10 protein-coding genes and 1 pseudogene are annotated in these 17,150 nt (G+C 60.0%); 8 read left to right on the top strand and 3 right to left on the bottom strand.

All coding sequences use genetic code 11. The annotated features are described in order from the left end of the window. Positions 1-80: 80 nt before the first annotated feature. On the top strand, positions 81-4,034 hold the full coding sequence (putA, locus tag AAEZ06_RS09555) for a trifunctional transcriptional regulator/proline dehydrogenase/L-glutamate gamma-semialdehyde dehydrogenase (protein ID WP_350614027.1): 3,954 nt from the start codon (positions 81-83) through the stop codon (positions 4,032-4,034). A gap of 272 nt (positions 4,035-4,306) precedes the next feature. After that, a complete protein-coding gene (locus tag AAEZ06_RS09550) occupies positions 4,307-6,109 on the top strand; it encodes an acyl-CoA dehydrogenase (RefSeq protein ID WP_149411217.1) in 1,803 nt (600 codons plus the stop codon). 9 nt (positions 6,110-6,118) lie between these two features. Here the strand turns inward: AAEZ06_RS09550 and AAEZ06_RS09545 are convergent, their stop codons facing one another. Together AAEZ06_RS09545 and AAEZ06_RS09540 are read right to left on the bottom strand one after the other, a co-directional pair. Continuing rightward, entirely contained in the window at positions 6,119-6,421 is a 303-nt protein-coding gene (locus AAEZ06_RS09545) for a cell division protein ZapA (RefSeq protein WP_149411218.1), read from the bottom strand. Beyond that, positions 6,418-6,648, bottom strand: coding sequence for a hypothetical protein (locus AAEZ06_RS09540; protein WP_149411219.1), 231 nt, complete (start codon positions 6,646-6,648; stop codon positions 6,418-6,420). Before AAEZ06_RS09540 ends, AAEZ06_RS09545 begins: the two co-directional genes overlap by 4 nt. 208 nt (positions 6,649-6,856) lie before the next feature. Here AAEZ06_RS09540 and AAEZ06_RS28545 point away from each other — a divergent pair. From AAEZ06_RS28545 to trxC, 6 genes and pseudogenes are all read left to right on the top strand, one after another. Next, a pseudogene (locus AAEZ06_RS28545) lies at positions 6,857-7,693 on the top strand (MCP four helix bundle domain-containing protein); the annotation flags it as partial. After that, positions 7,676-8,548 (top strand): methyl-accepting chemotaxis protein, encoded by an 873-nt coding sequence (locus AAEZ06_RS28540; protein ID WP_502948028.1) that lies wholly within the window; start codon positions 7,676-7,678, stop codon positions 8,546-8,548. The pseudogene AAEZ06_RS28545 and the gene AAEZ06_RS28540, both read left to right, overlap by 18 nt. Before the next feature lie 124 nt (positions 8,549-8,672). Next, positions 8,673-10,415 (top strand): potassium/proton antiporter, encoded by a 1,743-nt coding sequence (locus tag AAEZ06_RS09530; RefSeq protein ID WP_149411221.1) that lies wholly within the window; start codon positions 8,673-8,675, stop codon positions 10,413-10,415. Between the two features lie 82 nt (positions 10,416-10,497). After that, positions 10,498-13,881: a mechanosensitive channel MscK gene (mscK, locus tag AAEZ06_RS09525; protein WP_149411222.1), complete on the top strand. Its 3,384-nt coding sequence runs from the start codon at positions 10,498-10,500 to the stop codon at positions 13,879-13,881. Positions 13,882-13,929: 48 nt separating this feature from the next. Then, a complete protein-coding gene (gene selO / locus AAEZ06_RS09520; protein WP_350614021.1) occupies positions 13,930-15,393 on the top strand; it encodes a protein adenylyltransferase SelO in 1,464 nt (487 codons plus the stop codon). Between the two features lie 112 nt (positions 15,394-15,505). Further along, positions 15,506-15,940, top strand: coding sequence for a thioredoxin TrxC (trxC, locus tag AAEZ06_RS09515; RefSeq protein WP_149411224.1), 435 nt, complete (start codon positions 15,506-15,508; stop codon positions 15,938-15,940). Between the two features lie 111 nt (positions 15,941-16,051). Here the strand turns inward: trxC and AAEZ06_RS09510 are convergent, their stop codons facing one another. Further along, on the bottom strand, positions 16,052-16,822 hold the full coding sequence (locus AAEZ06_RS09510) for a ParA family protein (protein ID WP_149411225.1): 771 nt from the start codon (positions 16,820-16,822) through the stop codon (positions 16,052-16,054). Positions 16,823-17,150 lie beyond the last annotated feature (328 nt).

Below are 17,150 nucleotides of genomic sequence, written 5' to 3'. Positions count from 1 at the left end.
CGGTTGCACCTCTTTCAGCGCGAAGCTAATCTTGCCGCCAGCTAATGCCGCGCAGTAGTGGCACCCATGAGGATAAAAATATGGCTACGACCACCCTTGGGGTCAAACTTGATGACCCAACCCGCGAACGCCTCAAGGCCGCCGCGACCTCCATTGATCGCACGCCGCACTGGCTGATCAAGCAGGCAATTTTCAATTACCTGGAGAAACTTGAGGGTGGTGCAACCCTGAATGAGCTCAATGGCTTGAGCAGCAAGGACGCCGACGATGCCGGTGAGGTCCAGAACGACCACGCCCATCAGTGCTTCCTGGAGTTCGCCGAGAGCATCCTGCCGCAATCGGTACTGCGCGCCTCGATCACCGCCGCTTACCGCCGCCCTGAGCCGGAAGTGGTGCCGATGCTGATCGAGCAGGCTCGCCTGCCGCTGCAAATGGCTGAAGCCACCAACAAGCTGGCCGCCTCGATTGCCGAGAAACTGCGCAATCAGAAGAGCGCAGGCGGCCGGGCCGGTATCGTGCAAGGCCTGCTGCAAGAATTCTCCCTGTCGTCCCAGGAAGGCGTGGCACTGATGTGCCTGGCCGAAGCGCTGCTGCGCATCCCGGACAAAGGCACTCGCGATGCACTGATCCGCGACAAGATCAGCACCGGCAACTGGCAGCCGCACTTGGGCAACAGCCCGTCGTTGTTCGTCAACGCTGCCACTTGGGGCCTGCTGCTAACCGGCAAACTGGTCGCCACCCACAACGAAACAGGCCTGACTTCGTCCTTGAGCCGCATTATCGGCAAGAGCGGCGAGCCGATGATCCGCAAGGGCGTCGATATGGCCATGCGCCTGATGGGCGAGCAGTTCGTCACCGGCGAAACCATCGCCGAAGCCCTGGCCAACGCCAGCAAGTTCGAAGCCAAAGGCTTCCGTTATTCCTACGACATGCTCGGTGAAGCAGCACTCACCGAACACGACGCGCAGAAGTACCTGGCCTCGTACGAACAAGCCATCCACTCGATCGGCAAAGCCTCCCACGGTCGCGGGATTTATGAAGGCCCGGGCATCTCCATCAAGCTTTCGGCACTGCACCCTCGCTACAGCCGCGCCCAATACGAGCGCGTGATGGACGAACTGTACCCGCGCCTGCTGTCCCTGACCCTGCTGGCCAAGCAATACGACATTGGCCTGAACATCGATGCCGAAGAAGCCGACCGCCTGGAGCTGTCGCTCGACCTGCTGGAACGCCTGTGCTTCGAGCCGCAACTGACCGGCTGGAACGGCATCGGCTTTGTGATCCAGGCTTATCAGAAACGTTGCCCGTATGTGATCGACTACGTGATCGACCTAGCTCGTCGCAGCCGTCATCGCCTGATGATCCGCCTGGTAAAAGGCGCGTACTGGGACAGCGAAATCAAGCGTGCCCAAGTGGAAGGCCTGGAAGGCTACCCGGTATACACCCGCAAGGTGTACACCGACGTTTCCTACATTGCCTGCGCACGCAAACTGCTGTCGGTACCGGAAGTCATCTACCCGCAGTTCGCCACCCACAACGCCCACACCCTATCGGCGATCTACCATCTTGCCGGTCAGAACTATTACCCCGGCCAGTACGAGTTCCAATGCCTGCACGGCATGGGTGAACCGCTGTACGAACAAGTTGTAGGCAAAGTTTCAGAAGGCAAGTTGAACCGTCCGTGCCGCGTGTACGCACCGGTCGGTACTCACGAAACACTGTTGGCGTACCTGGTGCGTCGCCTACTGGAAAACGGCGCGAACACTTCGTTCGTCAACCAGATTGCCGATCAGTCCATCTCGATTCAGGCGCTGGTGGCCGATCCAGTGGCCAGCATCGAGCGGATGGCGACGCAGGAAGGCGGCCTCGGTCTGCCGCACCCGCGTATCCCGCTGCCGCGTGACCTGTATGGTGCCGAGCGCGCCAACTCCGCGGGCATCGACCTGGCCAACGAACACCGTCTGGCGTCGCTGTCCTGCGCCCTGCTGGCTTCCGCGCATAACAACTGGAAAGCCGCACCGATGCTCGGTTGCCCGTCGAGCAACGAAGCTGCTGCTCCGGTGCTGAACCCGTCCGATCACCGTGACGTGGTCGGCCACGTGCAGGAAGCGACCGTCGAAGACGTCGACAACGCCATCCAGTGTGCCCTGAAGGCCGCGCCGATCTGGCAGGCCACTCCGCCCGCCGAACGCGCCGCGATCCTTGAGCGTGCCGCCGACTTGATGGAAGGCGAAATCCAGCCGCTGATGGGCCTGCTGGCCCGCGAAGCCGGCAAGACCTTCGCCAACGCCATCGCCGAAGTGCGCGAAGCCGTGGATTTCCTGCGTTACTACGCGGTGCAGGCACGCAACGATTTCACCAACGATGCCCACCGCCCATTGGGCCCAGTGGTCTGCATCAGCCCGTGGAACTTCCCGCTGGCGATTTTCAGTGGCCAAGTGGCTGCCGCATTGGCCGCCGGCAACCCGGTACTGGCCAAGCCTGCGGAACAAACGCCGCTGGTCGCCGCCCAGGCCGTGCGCCTGTTGTTGGAAGCCGGTATCCCGCAAGGCGTGCTGCAACTGCTGCCGGGCCAGGGCGAAACCGTCGGTGCCCGCCTGGTGGGTGATGATCGCGTCAAGGGCGTGATGTTCACCGGCTCCACCGAAGTCGCGCGCTTGTTGCAACGCAATGTCGCTGGTCGCCTGGATGCCCAGGGCCGTCCGATTCCGCTGATCGCCGAAACCGGTGGTCAGAACGCAATGATCGTCGACTCCTCGGCGCTGACTGAACAAGTGGTCATCGACGTGGTGTCCTCGGCCTTCGACAGTGCCGGTCAACGCTGCTCGGCCCTGCGCGTACTGTGCTTGCAGGAAGATTCGGCAGATCGCGTGATCGAAATGCTCAAAGGCGCGATGGCTGAATGCCGCCTCGGCAACCCTGAGCGCCTATCCGTAGATATCGGCCCGGTGATCGACGCCGAAGCCAAGGCTGGCATCGAGAAGCATATCCAGGCCATGCGCGACAAAGGTCGCACCGTGTACCAGGTAGCGATTGCCGACGGCGAAGAAGTCAAACGCGGCACCTTCGTGATGCCAACCCTGATCGAACTGGAAAGCTTCGACGAGCTGCAACGGGAGATTTTCGGCCCGGTGCTGCACGTGGTGCGCTACAAGCGCAAAGAGATCGACCAACTGATCGCACAGATCAATGCGTCCGGCTACGGCCTGACCCTGGGCGTGCACACCCGTATCGACGAGACCATCGCCAAGGTGATCGACAACGTCCATGCCGGTAACGTCTACGTCAACCGCAACATCGTCGGTGCAGTGGTCGGCGTGCAGCCATTTGGCGGCGAAGGTTTGTCGGGTACGGGACCGAAGGCTGGTGGCCCGCTGTACCTGTACCGTCTGTTGTCGACTCGCCCTACGGACGCGATCGAGCAATCCTTCGTTCGTGGGGATGCACTGGCCGCACCGGATGTTCGCCTGCGCGATGCCATGAGCAAGCCTTTGAGCGCCCTGCAAGCCTGGGCTGACAGCAGCAAACTGGTGGAACTGAGCGCGTTGTGCGTGCAGTTCGCTACGCAATCGCAAAGCGGTATCACCCGCCTGCTAGCTGGCCCGACCGGCGAGCGCAACAGCTACGCCATCCTGCCCCGTGAGCACGTATTGTGCCTGGCGGAAGTGGAAGGCGATTTGCTAACACAACTGGCTGCCGTGCTGGCTGTAGGCAGCTCGGCGGTGTGGCCGGAAGCTGAATTGACCAAGGCACTGTTCGCACGTTTGCCGAAGGAAATTCAAGCGAAGATCAAGCTGGTGGCCGACTGGACCAAGGACGAAACCGTGTTCGATGCCGTCCTGCATCACGGCGACTGCGACCAACTACGCGGGGTTTGCCAGCAAGTGGCCAAGCGGGGCGGGGCGATTGTCGGGGTTCATGGCTTGTCTTCGGGCGAAACCGGGATTGCCCTGGAGCGCCTGGTGATTGAGCGGGCGTTGAGTGTTAACACCGCGGCGGCGGGCGGTAACGCCAGCTTGATGACTATCGGTTAAATAAAGTGCTTGTTGTAGCGAGCGGGCTTGCCCGCGTTGGAGCGCGAAGCGCTCCAAAAACCAGCCATCGAGATCTACCTGAAAACACTCGGTGACTGGTTTTGGGGCTGCTACGCAGCCCAACGCGGGCAAGCCCGCTCGCCACAACGACCCACTCACTATACTGATGTAATCATCGCCTCGTTCTGCCCCTCCATCACCCACATCAATCTTGCTATCCAGCCTCTATTTGCGCACTTAGACTCGGCCCATTCCCACACAGGTAAGCCGCCATGTCCGAGATGCTGCTCAGTTCCCGCAATCTGGCTTTCGAGCTGTACGAAGTCCTCGATGCCGAGGGCCTGACCCAGCGTGAGCGGTTTGCCGAACACAACCGCGAAACCTTCGACGCCGCCATCGGCACCGCCCGCAGCATTGCCGAGAAGTTCTTCGCCCCGCACAACCGCAAGGGTGACGAGAACGAGCCGCGCTATGAGAACGGTCAGGCGATTCTGATTCCCGAAGTGAAATCGGCCGTCGATGCTTTCCTCGAAGCAGGCTTTCTCAACGCCGCCCGCAGTTTCGAAGCCGGTGGCATGCAGTTGCCAACCTTGCTGTCCCAGGCCTGTTTCGCCCACTTCCAGTCGGCCAATGCCGCCTCGACCTCGTATCCATTCCTGACCATGGGCGCAGCCAACCTGATCGAAAGCTTCGGCACCGAGGAGCAGAAACAACGCTTCCTGCAACCCATGATCGAGGGCCGTTTCTTCGGCACCATGGCCTTGACCGAGCCCCACGCCGGCTCATCGCTATCGGATATCCGCACCCGCGCGGAGCCTGTGGCTGACGGCACTTACCGACTCAAGGGCAATAAGATCTTTATCTCCGGCGGCGATCACCCACTGTCGGAAAACATCGTACATATGGTGCTGGCCAAGCTGCCAGACGCGCCAGCCGGAGTGAAGGGTATTTCGCTGTTTATCGTGCCCAAATTCCTGGTCAACGACGACGGCAGCCTGGGCAAACGCAATGACGTGCTGCTGGCCGGGCTGTTCCACAAGATGGGCTGGCGCGGCACCACGTCCACAGCACTGAATTTCGGCGATAACGGCGACTGTGTCGGCTATCTGGTGGGCAAACCCCATCAAGGTCTAAGCTGCATGTTCCAGATGATGAACGAAGCGCGAATCGGTGTCGGCATGGGCGCGGTGATGCTCGGTTACGCCGGCTACCTGTATTCACTGGAGTACGCCCGCGAGCGTCCGCAAGGCCGCCTGCCGGACAGTAAAGACCCGAACACCGCGCCGGTCTCGATCATCCAGCACGCCGATATCAAGCGCATGCTGCTGACGCAAAAGGCTTACGTGGAGGGCGCCTTCGACCTGGGCCTGTACGCGGCGCGGCTGTTTGATGACACCACCACCCTGGCAACCGAAACGGAGCGCAAGCAGGCCCATGAGCTGCTGGACCTGCTGACGCCCATCGTCAAATCGTGGCCATCGGAGTTTTGCCTGAAGGCCAACGAACTGGCGATCCAGATACTCGGCGGCCATGGCTACACCCGTGAGTACCCGGTGGAACAGTACTACCGCGATAACCGCCTGAACCCGATCCATGAAGGTACCCATGGCATTCAGTCCCTGGATTTGCTCGGGCGCAAACTGGCGCAAAACGGCGGCGCGGGTTTGAAGCAACTGATTCGCCTGATCGCCGAGACCGGCGCCAGGACGCAGAAATATCCGTCACTCACAGCCCTGCGCGAACCTTTGGAGCAACTGGTGACGCGCCTGCAGAGCGTTACCCTCGGGTTGTTGACCGACCTCGCCCAGGGCAAGGTCAACAGTAGCCTGGCGAACTCGGCGCTGTACCTGAAAGTATTCGGGCATACGGTGATCGGCTGGCGCTGGCTGGAACAGGCGATTCGTGCCGAGGAAGGACTGGAGAAGGGCAATGCAGCGGATATCGCCTTCTATAAAGGCAAGCTGCAAGCGGCCCGGTACTTCCTGACATGGGAAGTACCGGGCTGCCATCATGAACTGGCGATTCTTGAGGCACGGGATGATACGTGCCTGGGTATGCAGGATGAGTGGTTCTAACCGGGCAAATCAGGGTTGCCCGATGGCCTTGGAAATCACCTCGACCGTGGCGCTGACTTGCTCTTGGTAACGGTCGAGTGCCTGCTGGTGACCCTTTTGCATTTCGATCTGCTCGGCGCACAGGTTCAACGCCGCCAGCACCAGTAATTTGTCACCGATCAGGGTCGGGTACTTTTTCTTGGTGGTGGCCAATGACGCCTTGAGCATCGTCACGGCGCTCATCAGGGTGCTGCCTTCCCCGTCAGGTGCCTTGATCGAATAATCCTCACCGAGAATCGAAACGACCTTTATCCCCTCGGCGCCCTGATTCATGCGCTGACAGGACCTGCGCTCACACGCTCAACCAACGCTTGAATACGCGCGGCGGCGGCGCCCTGCTTTTCTTCCTGTTCCATCAGATTCAGTTGCAGACTGTCGTTCTCATCCTTGATGCGGGCCATTTCTGCCTTGAGGCTTTCATTGGTGCCCAGCAGGTCTTGGTTCTGCTGTACGAGGTCACTGACAAGTTGTTCCAGCTGGCTGAGGGATGCTTCTAACATTTTGATTTCTCGGGCTTTTTAAAAGGGCGGTGACGATAAAGAAAATTCACCTTGGAAGCCAGGGATATCCTGGCGCGGGGCCTTGATTATACGGGTCAAGCCACGCTTTGGAGCCTTAGTGACTGCTTTTGTACCATCTGGTTCCTGAATCCACTCCAACACCCCTCAACTGCGACAAAAACGCACACCCCATCAAGACTTTAGTCGTATGACCGATAGGTCATGGACAACCCGTCTCAAAGCGCGCCGATCGCGCTTTACCCAGGATCACAGCATGTCTCTTCGTAATATGAATATCGCTCCGCGAGCGTTTCTCGGCTTCGCGCTCATTGGTGCGCTCATGTTGTTTCTCGGTGTATTCGCCCTGAACCAGATGAGCAAGATTCGCGCGGTGACCGAAGACATCACCTTGAACAGCGTGCCAAGCATCCGAGCCCTGGATGAGTTCACTCAGTTGACCCTGCGTTTGCGGGTGCTGTCCTACCGCTTGCTGACCAATCGCGAACCGGATGTGCAGCAAAAGACCCTGGAAGCCTTTGAACTGCGCAATCAGCAGATCCGTACTGCCCAGGGTGCCTACGAAAAACTGATTGAGGGCAGCGAAGAGCGTGCGGCGTACGATGAATACATACGCCTGCTGGGGCAGTACCGCCAGATTGAAGAACGGATGAAGAGCCTGTCCCGGACCAATCAGGTAGAAGAGTTGAGCGCACTGCTCAACACCGAGCTGCTGAGCAACTCCGAACAGGTCAATACCGTCCTGACCCGCCTGCTGGACATCAACAACAGGATGGCCATCGACAGCAACCTGCAGGCCGAAGACCAATATGATTCGGCCTTCAACCTAGTGGTAGCCCTGTTGCTCCTGGCCACCACGCTAACCATGCTGTTCGCCTGGCTGTTGACCCGCAGCATCACTCAGCCAATTGCCCAGGCCTTGAGCGCCGCCGAAGACATCGCCGAAGGCAACCTGACGCGACCAATCAAGGTCGATGGCGACGACGAAGCCGGACGCTTGCTGCTCGCCATGTCGAAGATGCAGGAAAAATTGCGCGACACCTTGCAGCGTATTTCCGGCTCGGCCACCCAGTTGGCCTCCGCAGCTGAAGAACTGAATGCCGTCACCGATGAAAGCGCCCGTGGCCTGACCCAGCAGAACAATGAAATCGAACAGGCCGCCACCGCCGTCAACGAAATGACCAGCGCCGTCGAAGAAGTGGCCCGCAATGCGGTGAGCACTTCCGAGGCCTCGAAAAATGCCACGTCCTCCGCCGGTGATGGCCGTGACCTGGTGCAGGAAACCGTCAGTGCCATCGAGCGCATGAGCAGCGATGTGCAGGCAACCGCCATATTGATTGGCAACCTGGCGGAAGAATCCCGGGATATCGGTAAGGTGCTGGACGTCATTCGTGGCCTCGCCGACCAGACCAACCTGCTGGCATTGAACGCAGCGATTGAAGCCGCCCGCGCCGGGGAAGCCGGCCGTGGGTTTGCTGTGGTCGCCGATGAAGTGCGCGCCCTGGCCCATCGCACCCAGCAGTCCACCAGCGAAATCGAGCGTATGATCGGCAGCATTCAGTCTGGCACCGAGCATGCGGTGGATTCGATGCGCAACAGCACCGAACGCGCCGAGTCGACGCTGAACATCGCCAAAGGCGCGGGGATGTCCCTGGACACCATCAACACCGCCATCGTCGAGATCAACGAACGTAACCTGGTGATCGCCAGCGCTGCCGAAGAACAGGCGCAGGTGGCCCGTGAGGTAGATCGCAATCTGGTGAACATTCGTGATTTATCGGTGCAATCGGCTACGGGCGCCAGCCAGACCAGTGCGGCGAGCAGTGAGCTGTCGCGTTTGGCGGTGGATCTGAATGGGATGGTGGGGCGGTTCCGCCTTTAATTGAACTGAACACCCACCCTCAAAACCTTTTTGACAGCGCAGCAATTCAACAGGTTAGAATCACTGGCACGCAGACTGCATGGTCAGTTTGCGCCCAGTTTTTCTTGCTTATGGAGTACTGCCTTTGAATGCGACGACCATCAACAGCCTGTTCTTGATCGGCGCGTTGCTGGTAGGTGCGAGCATTCTGGTGAGTTCTCTTTCGTCCCGCCTGGGTATCCCGATCCTGGTGATCATCCTGGCCGTGGGCATGCTCGCCGGCGTCGATGGCGGCGGCATCATCTTCGATAACTACCCGACCGCCTATCTGGTGGGCAACCTGGCCCTGGCAGTAATCCTGCTGGACGGCGGCTTGCGCACAAGGGTGGCGAGTTTTCGTGTGGCACTGTGGCCGGCCTTGTCGCTGGCGACAGTGGGGGTGTTGATTACCACCGGCCTCACCGGGATGGCCGCCGCTTGGCTGTTCGACCTCAACATCATCCAGGGCCTGCTGATCGGCGCCATCGTCGGCTCAACGGATGCGGCAGCAGTGTTCTCACTGCTGGGCGGCAAGGGCCTGAACGAACGGGTCACCGCCAGCCTGGAAATCGAATCCGGCAGCAACGACCCGATGGCGGTGTTTCTCACCGTAACCCTGATCGACATGCTCGCCAGCGGCCAGACCGGTTTGCACTGGAGCCTGCTGGGCCACCTGATCCGCGAGTTCGGCATTGGCGGCATAATCGGCCTGGGTGGTGGCTGGCTGATGCTGCAGATGGTCAACCGGATCAACCTGGCCAACGGCCTGTACCCAATCCTGGTGATTGCCGGCGGCCTGTTTATCTTCGCCATGACCAACGCCCTGCACGGCAGCGGCTTCCTCGCCGTGTACCTATGCGGCCTAGTGATCGGCAATCGTCCGGTGCGCAGCCGTCATGGCATCCTGCATATGCTCGACGGCATGGCCTGGCTGGCGCAGATCGGCATGTTCCTGGTGCTGGGCCTGCTGGTCACGCCCCATGACTTGCTACCCATCGCCCTGCCGGCCCTGGGCCTGGCGCTGTGGATGATCCTCTTTGCACGGCCGCTGTCGGTGATGGTCGGCCTGCTGCCGTTCAAGGCCTTCCATGATCGCGAGAAAGCCTTTATCGCCTGGGTTGGCCTGCGCGGGGCGGTGCCGATCATTTTGGCGGTGTTCCCGCTGATGGCCGGCCTGCCCCACGCCCAGCTGTACTTCAATCTGGCGTTCTTTATCGTTCTGGTGTCGTTGCTGGTGCAGGGCACCAGCCTGCCGTGGGTCGCCAAGTTGCTGAAAGTGACGGTACCGCCGGAGCCTGCGCCTATTTCCCGGGCAGCCCTGGAAGTGCACGTCACCAGCGAGTGGGAGCTGTTCGTCTACCGTCTCGGTGCGGAGAAATGGTGCATCGGGGCCGCCCTTCGCGAGCTGAAAATGCCCGAAGGTACGCGCATCGCCGCGCTGTTTCGCGGCCAACAACTGCTCCATCCGTCGGGTAGTACGGTGCTGGAAGTCGACGATTTGCTCTGCGTGATCGGCCATGAACACAACCTCGCGGCCCTCGGCAAACTGTTCAGCCAAGCACCGCAACGGGGCCTGGACCTACGCTTCTTCGGCGACTTCGTATTGGAAGGCGACGCCCAGCTGGGCGCGGTTTCGGCACTGTACGGGCTCAAGCTTGAAGGCATCGATCCGGACATGCCGCTGAGCCGCTTCATCACCCAGAAAGTCGGTGGCGCGCCGGTAGTGGGTGACCAGGTGGAGTGGAACAACACCATTTGGACCGTCGCAGTGATGGACGGGAACAAGATCGGCAAAGTCGGCGTCAGATTCCCCGAAGGAAGTCGCACGGGTCCCGGACTCTTCCTCTAAACTCTGCCTGTAAATTTCGGTGCGATGACGCGCATTCGACGTCAGGACACCCCTTATTTTTCACCTAGCTCGACCGGTATCCATGACAACCCTGCGCACTTTTTTAGCTACCGCCCTGTTTGGCTTAAGCCTTTGTGTCAGCGCCGTACACGCCGCCGACCCACCCAGCGTCGACGCTGTCCAGCAAACCCTGGACAAGCTGCCTGACCGCAAGTTGCCCGATGCGGACATGAAGGCCCTGCAAGCGATCCTGCAGCAAACCCTGACGCTGCTCGGCAACAAGCAGGATTACGAGCAGCGCCTGGCCGACCTCAAACGCCAGTTGGCAGACGCCCCGCGCCAGACCACGGAAAACCAGCGCGAGCTGATCCGGCTCAAGGCCACCAAGGTAATTCCGGTCGCCCAGCGTTATGCCACCTTGCCCATCCCGCAACTCGAACAACTGCTGGTGCAGCGCACCACCCAGCAAGGCGACCTGCAAAAGGACCTGGCCGACGCCAACAGCCTGACCATCGCCGCCCAGACTCGCCCCGAGCGCGCCCAGACCGAAATCAGCAGCAGCCAGACGCGCATCCAGCAAATCAACACCATCCTCAAGGCAGGCAAGGACAACGGCAAAAGCCTCAGCGGCGACCAGCGCAATCAGCTGAACGCCGAACTGGCGGCCCTCAACGCCTTGATCCCCCTGCGTCGCCAGGAACTGGCGGGCAACAGCCAATTGCAGGACCTGGGCAACAGCCAGCAGGACCTGGTCCAGGAAAAGACCGCGCGCCTGGAGCAGGAAATCCAGGACCTGCAAACCCTGATCAACCAGAAACGTCTGGCCCAGTCCCAGGAAACCGTCACCCAACAGTCCATCGAAGCGCAGAAGTCCGGCGGCAGCAGCTTGCTGGCGACCGAAAGCTCGGCCAACCTGAAGCTGTCCGACTACCTGCTCAAGAGCACTGACCGCCTCAATGAACTGACCCAGCAGAACCTGCAAATCAAGCAGCAACTGGATACCGTGACCCAAAGCGACTCGGCACTGGATGAGCAGATCAACGTGCTCAAGGGCAGCCTGTTACTGTCGAAGATTCTCTATAAGCAGAAGCAGGCATTACCGCGCCTGAAGGTCGACCGCGACCTGGCGGACGACATCGCCAACATTCGTCTGTATCAGTTTGAGGTCAACCAGCAGCGCGAGTTGATCAACCCGCCCAGCGCCTACGTCGACAACCTGCTGGCGACCCAGCCGGCCGACCAGGTCACCCCGCAACTGCGCCGCACCCTGCTGGAACTGGCCATCACCCGCGCCGACCTGCTGGAACGGCTGAACCGCGAACTGAGCGCCGCCCTCAACGAATCCATCACCCTGCAACTGAACCAGAAGCAGCTGTTCAGCACCGCTTCCAGCCTGCGGGCGACCCTCGACGAACAGATGTTCTGGATCCCCAGCAACAAGCCGCTAGACGTCGAATGGCTGGAAACCGTGCCCAAGCGCCTGGAAAAACAAGTCACCACCCTGCCCTGGGCCTCCAGCATCAGCGAGCTCTACGACGGCCTGACCCAGCGCCCACTGCTGTTCCTGCCGCTGCTGCTGTTGATCGGCGCGCTGCTGTGGCGACGCAGCCACCTGTACGACCGACTGAAAAAGTTCCACCTGGACATCGGCCACTTCAAGCGTGACAGCCAATGGCACACGCCGATGGCGATCCTGGTGAATATCCTGCTGGCAATGCCCGTGGCGCTAGCCTTGGCGCTATGCGGCTATGCCCTGCAAATCGACGCCCGCGGGCAAAACGCCAACCTTGGCGTGGCCCTGTTGCAGATCGCCCAGGCGTGGCTGGTGTTCTACACCGCCTATCGGATCCTGGCGCCGGGCGGCGTGGCCGAGCTACATTTCCGCTGGGAAAAACCCCAGGTTGAATTCCTCCAAGGCTGGATTCGCAAGCTGGGGCTGGTGGTACTGGCGCTGGTGGCCGTGGTGGCCATCGCCGAGCATCAACCGGCGGCGCTGGCTGACGATGTGCTGGGCATCGCCGTGGTACTGACCTGCTACGCGCTGATGGCGTGGCTGCTCAGTCGCCTGCTGCTCAACAGCCCGACCCATGAGAAAGCCTCGCTGTTTCGCAAGGTCGTCGGCGTGCTATTTACCGCACTGCCCGTCGCGCTGTTTATCGCCGTGTGCTTCGGTTACTACTACACCGCCCTCAAGCTCAGCGACCGCCTGATCAACACCCTGTACCTGCTGATGTTTTGGCTGGTGATCGAAGCCACCTTCGTCCGTGGCCTGGGGGTTGCCGCGCGGCGCCTGGCCTATTCACGCGCCTTGGCCAAACGCCAGGCCGCCAAGGAAGCTGGTGACGGCGACGTGGTGATCGAGGAGCCGACCCTGGACATCGAACAGGTCAATGAACAGTCGATGCGACTGATCCGTCTGGCCCTGCTCGGCGGCTTTATCGCCGCGCTGTACTGGGTCTGGTCCGACCTGATCTCGGTGTTTTCCTACCTCGACAACATCACCCTCTACGAATACACCAGCGGCACCGGCGCCAATATCAGCATGGTGCCCATCAGCATCGGCGACTTGTTGGGGGCATCGATCATCATCGGCATCACCTTCGCCCTGGCGCGCAACCTGCCAGGGCTGCTGGAAGTGTTGGTGCTGTCCAAGCTGGACCTGGCCCAGGGCAGCGCCTACGCCACCACCACCCTGCTGTCCTACGTGATTGCCGGTATCGGTTTTGTCTCAACCCTGTCCACCCTTGGGGTGAGCTGGGACAAGTTGCAATGGCTGGTGGCGGCACTGTCGGTGGGCCTGGGCTTCGGCATGCAGGAGATCTTCGCCAACTTCATCTCCGGCATCATGATCCTGTTCGAACGCCCGGTGCGCATCGGCGACACCATCACCATCGGCAACCTGTCGGGCACGGTGAGCAAAATCCGCATCCGCGCCACCACCATCACCGACTTCGACCGCAAAGACATCATTGTCCCGAACAAGACCTTTATCACCGGGCAACTGATCAACTGGTCGCTGACCGACACCATCACCCGGGTCACCCTGAAACTGGGCGTGGACTACGGCTCCGATCTGGATCTGGTGAAAGAACTGCTGCTCAAGGCCGCCAGGGAAAACCCGCGGGTACTGAAGGAACCGGAACCCCTCGTGTACTTCCTGAATTTCGGTGAAAGCACCCTCGACCACGAGTTGCGCATGCACGTGCGTGACCTGGGGGACCGCAACCCGGTGCTCGATGAGGTCAACCGCTTTATCAACCGCGAGTTCAAGAAGCAGCACATCAACATCTCATTCAGGCAGATGGAGGTTTACCTGAAAAACCTCCACGGCCAGGAATACAAGCTGGTGCCGGTGGAAGACGACAACAAGACCATCCTGGCGCCCGTCAGCGACCAGGACGCGCCCAAGCCAACACTCGGCAAAGTTGAAGATGCGCCGCAACCGCCAACCAGTAAACTCGACTAACCGTGCTATCCCCAGCAGAATGCTCGGACATTCTGCTGGAGATGGCCGTTGAAAGCTCTCGACGAACTGACCTTCGACAACCGCTTCGCCCGTCTGGGCGACGGCTTCTCGACCCATGTGCTGCCCGAGCCCATCGACGAGCCGCGCTTGGTCGTGGCGAGCAAGGCCGCCATGGCCCTGCTCGACCTTGACCCCACTATTGCCGAAACCCCGGTGTTCGCCGAACTGTTCAGCGGCCACAAGCTATGGGCCGAGGCGGAACCACGGGCGATGGTCTATTCCGGGCATCAATTTGGCTCCTACAACCCACAACTGGGGGATGGACGGGGCCTGCTGCTTGGCGAGGTCTACAACGAAGCCGGCGAACACTGGGACTTGCACCTCAAGGGCGCCGGGCAGACGCCTTACTCGCGCATGGGCGATGGCCGCGCAGTATTACGCTCGTCGATTCGTGAGTTTCTTGCCTCTGAAGCGCTGCACGCCCTGGGCATTGCCAGTAGCCGCGCCCTGTGCGTGATCGGCTCTACCACCCCGGTATGGCGCGAGAAACAGGAGCGCGCCGCCATGGTTCTGCGCCTGGCGCCGAGCCATGTACGCTTCGGGCATTTCGAATATTTCTACTACACCAAGAAGCCCGAGCTGCAGAAGCAATTGGCTGAACACGTTTTGTCGCTGCACTTCCCCAAGTGCCAGGAACAGCCCGAGCCGTATCTGGCGATGTTCCGCGAGATTGTCGAGCGCAACGCCGAGTTGATCGCCAAGTGGCAGGCCTACGGCTTCTGTCATGGGGTGATGAACACCGACAACATGTCGATCCTTGGCATCACCTTCGACTTCGGACCGTTCGCATTTCTGGATGATTTCGACGCGCAGTTCATCTGCAACCATTCCGACGACCAGGGGCGTTACTCGTTCAGCAATCAAGTGCCGATTGGCCAGTGGAACCTCAGTGCATTGGCCCAGGCATTGACGCCGTTTATCAGCGTCGACGCCTTGCGGGAAACCCTTGGCCTGTACCTGCCGCTGTACCAGGCCCACTACCTGGACCTGATGCGACGTCGACTAGGCTTTACCTGCCCCGAAGAGGATGACCAGACATTGGTGGAGCGCCTGCTGCAACTGATGCAAGGCAGTGGCGTTGACTACACCTTGTTCTTCCGCCGACTGGGGGATGAATCCGCTGCGCTGGCCGTGGCGCGGTTACGGGATGACTTCATGGACCTCAAGGGCTTTGATGCATGGGCTGATCTGTACAAGGCTCGTGTTGCGCGGGAAGCCAATGGCGGTGAAGAACAGCGGCGTGAGCGGATGCACGCAGTGAACCCGCTGTATATCCTGCGCAACTACCTGGCGCAGAAGGCCATCGAGGCTGCTGAATCAGGGGACTACACCGAAGTTCGCCGGCTGCATGAGGTGCTGAGCAAGCCCTTTGAAGAGCAGCCGGGGATGGAGCAATACGCGCAACGACCACCGGATTGGGGCAAGCATTTGGAGATCAGTTGCTCTTCATAACTTCGACTTAATTGACATCCTCACCCAGCGCATGCGTCATTGATACCGCACCTTGATAAAGCCCATGCCTGACTCCAAATAGAACCCAGTGGCCATTTCTACGGAGCCCACCATGTCCGATCCTCTCGTAATCCCCTGCCCGCATTGCAACGGCCTCAACCGCATCCCCAACGAACGCCTGGGCGATGCGCCGAAGTGCGGGCGTTGCAAACAAGCGGTGTTGCTGAGCAAGCCCTTTGAGCTGAAACAGGGCGACTACGCCAACCAGATCAAGGGCGATTTGCCGCTGCTGGTGGATGTGTGGGCCGACTGGTGCGGGCCGTGCAAGTCGTTTGCGCCGGTGTTTGAACAGGCTGCCGGGCAGTTGACGGGAAAATGCCGATTGGCCAAGCTCGATAGCGAGGCCAATCAGCAGCTTTGCGCTCAGCTGGGTATTCGCTCGATTCCCAGTTTGATTTTGTTCAAAAATGGTCGGGAAGTGGCGCGTCAGAGCGGAGCGTTTCCGTTGCCGCAGTTGATGAGTTGGTTGCGCAGTCAGGGCGTGTAGCCCTATTTCAAACCCTGCTCGGTCAGTGTGGGAGCCGGCGGTGCGACGCTTCGACTTGCCCGCGGTGAGCAGGCAAGCAACCTCCCACACTGTTTTATGTCGTCTGCGCGATCAGGCGTTTTCCAGCAGGTTATGCAACGCCACAAACTGCTGCGTCAGCTTATGCCGTGGGTCCAGGTGGATCAGCGGCATATTCGCCTGATGAGACTCACGCATGCGTACCGAGCTGCCCAAGTACACCGGCAATACTGGCAAGCCTTCGGCAATCAACTCATCCAGCATCTGCTGCGGCAGGCTCGCCCGAGCCTGGAACTGGTTGACCACAATCCCTTCCACCTCAAGGCCTTCGTTGTGGTCTTCCTTCAACTCTTCGATTTCTGCCAGAAGACCATACAGCGCCTGACGGGAGAAGCTGTCGCAATCGAAGGGGATCAGCACGCGATCGGCGGCAATCAGCGCAGAAACCGCATAAAAATTCAGCGCCGGCGGGGTATCGAGGTAGATCCGATCGTAATCCTCACTCAACTCATCCAGCAGCTTTCGCAGCTTGTTGATCTTGTGTTTGGCTTCAAGCTTGGGCTGCAAGTCCGCCAGTTCCGCCGTGGCGGTGATCACGTGCAGGTTGTCGAAAGGGGTTTCGTAGATATCCACCTTGCCTTTCTTCGAAAACGGCCCGGAGGACAGGGTTTGCTTGAAGAAATCGGCAATGCCCATGGGGATATCTTCGCCGGTCAGTCCGGTGAGGTACTGGGTCGAGTTAGCTTGGGCATCGAGGTCGACCAACAGGGTTCGATAACCTTCACTGGCGCTGACCGCCGCCAGGTTGCAGGCAATACTGGACTTGCCCACACCGCCTTTCTGATTGAACACCACACGCCGCATGACAAAACCTCCATGTATCAATTAATGCCCGAGTGTAGTGGGCAAAAGCGCCCGTTAGCTACCTTGATCATCCATGCACTACAGCATCGCAGACGGGATCACACACTAAGCGTATTGCGTCACGGCTGTTCGAAAAGGAAAGGTCCGACAAGTCAGGACACCCCCTCATCATCGACAATTCATAAGTCTTTTCAGTAAATCTGTAATGCCCCATGAACAATTCTTTACCAACGTTTGCTAGAACCCCACAGCACCGGGATAATGCGCGCCACTCGGCCATTGCGCCATGTCCCGGTTTTGCGGGCCAATTTCTGCACAAGGAAGCCCG

The organism is Pseudomonas sp. HY7a-MNA-CIBAN-0227, assembly GCF_040310325.1.
Taxonomy (GTDB): domain Bacteria; phylum Pseudomonadota; class Gammaproteobacteria; order Pseudomonadales; family Pseudomonadaceae; genus Aquipseudomonas.
This window is presented reverse-complemented; position numbering and strand designations above follow the sequence as displayed.

Coding starts and splice junctions, on each gene's coding strand:
- putA (WP_350614027.1), top strand. CDS start 81: ATGGCTACGACCACCCTTGGGGTCAAACTTGATGACCCAACCCGCGAA.
- AAEZ06_RS09510 (WP_149411225.1), bottom strand. CDS start 16,822: ATGCGGCGTGTGGTGTTCAATCAGAAAGGCGGTGTGGGCAAGTCCAGT.
- AAEZ06_RS28540 (WP_502948028.1), top strand. CDS start 7,676: ATGTCGAAGATGCAGGAAAAATTGCGCGACACCTTGCAGCGTATTTCC.
- trxC (WP_149411224.1), top strand. CDS start 15,506: ATGTCCGATCCTCTCGTAATCCCCTGCCCGCATTGCAACGGCCTCAAC.
- mscK (WP_149411222.1), top strand. CDS start 10,498: ATGACAACCCTGCGCACTTTTTTAGCTACCGCCCTGTTTGGCTTAAGC.
- AAEZ06_RS09545 (WP_149411218.1), bottom strand. CDS start 6,421: ATGAATCAGGGCGCCGAGGGGATAAAGGTCGTTTCGATTCTCGGTGAG.
- AAEZ06_RS09540 (WP_149411219.1), bottom strand. CDS start 6,648: ATGTTAGAAGCATCCCTCAGCCAGCTGGAACAACTTGTCAGTGACCTC.
- AAEZ06_RS09550 (WP_149411217.1), top strand. CDS start 4,307: ATGTCCGAGATGCTGCTCAGTTCCCGCAATCTGGCTTTCGAGCTGTAC.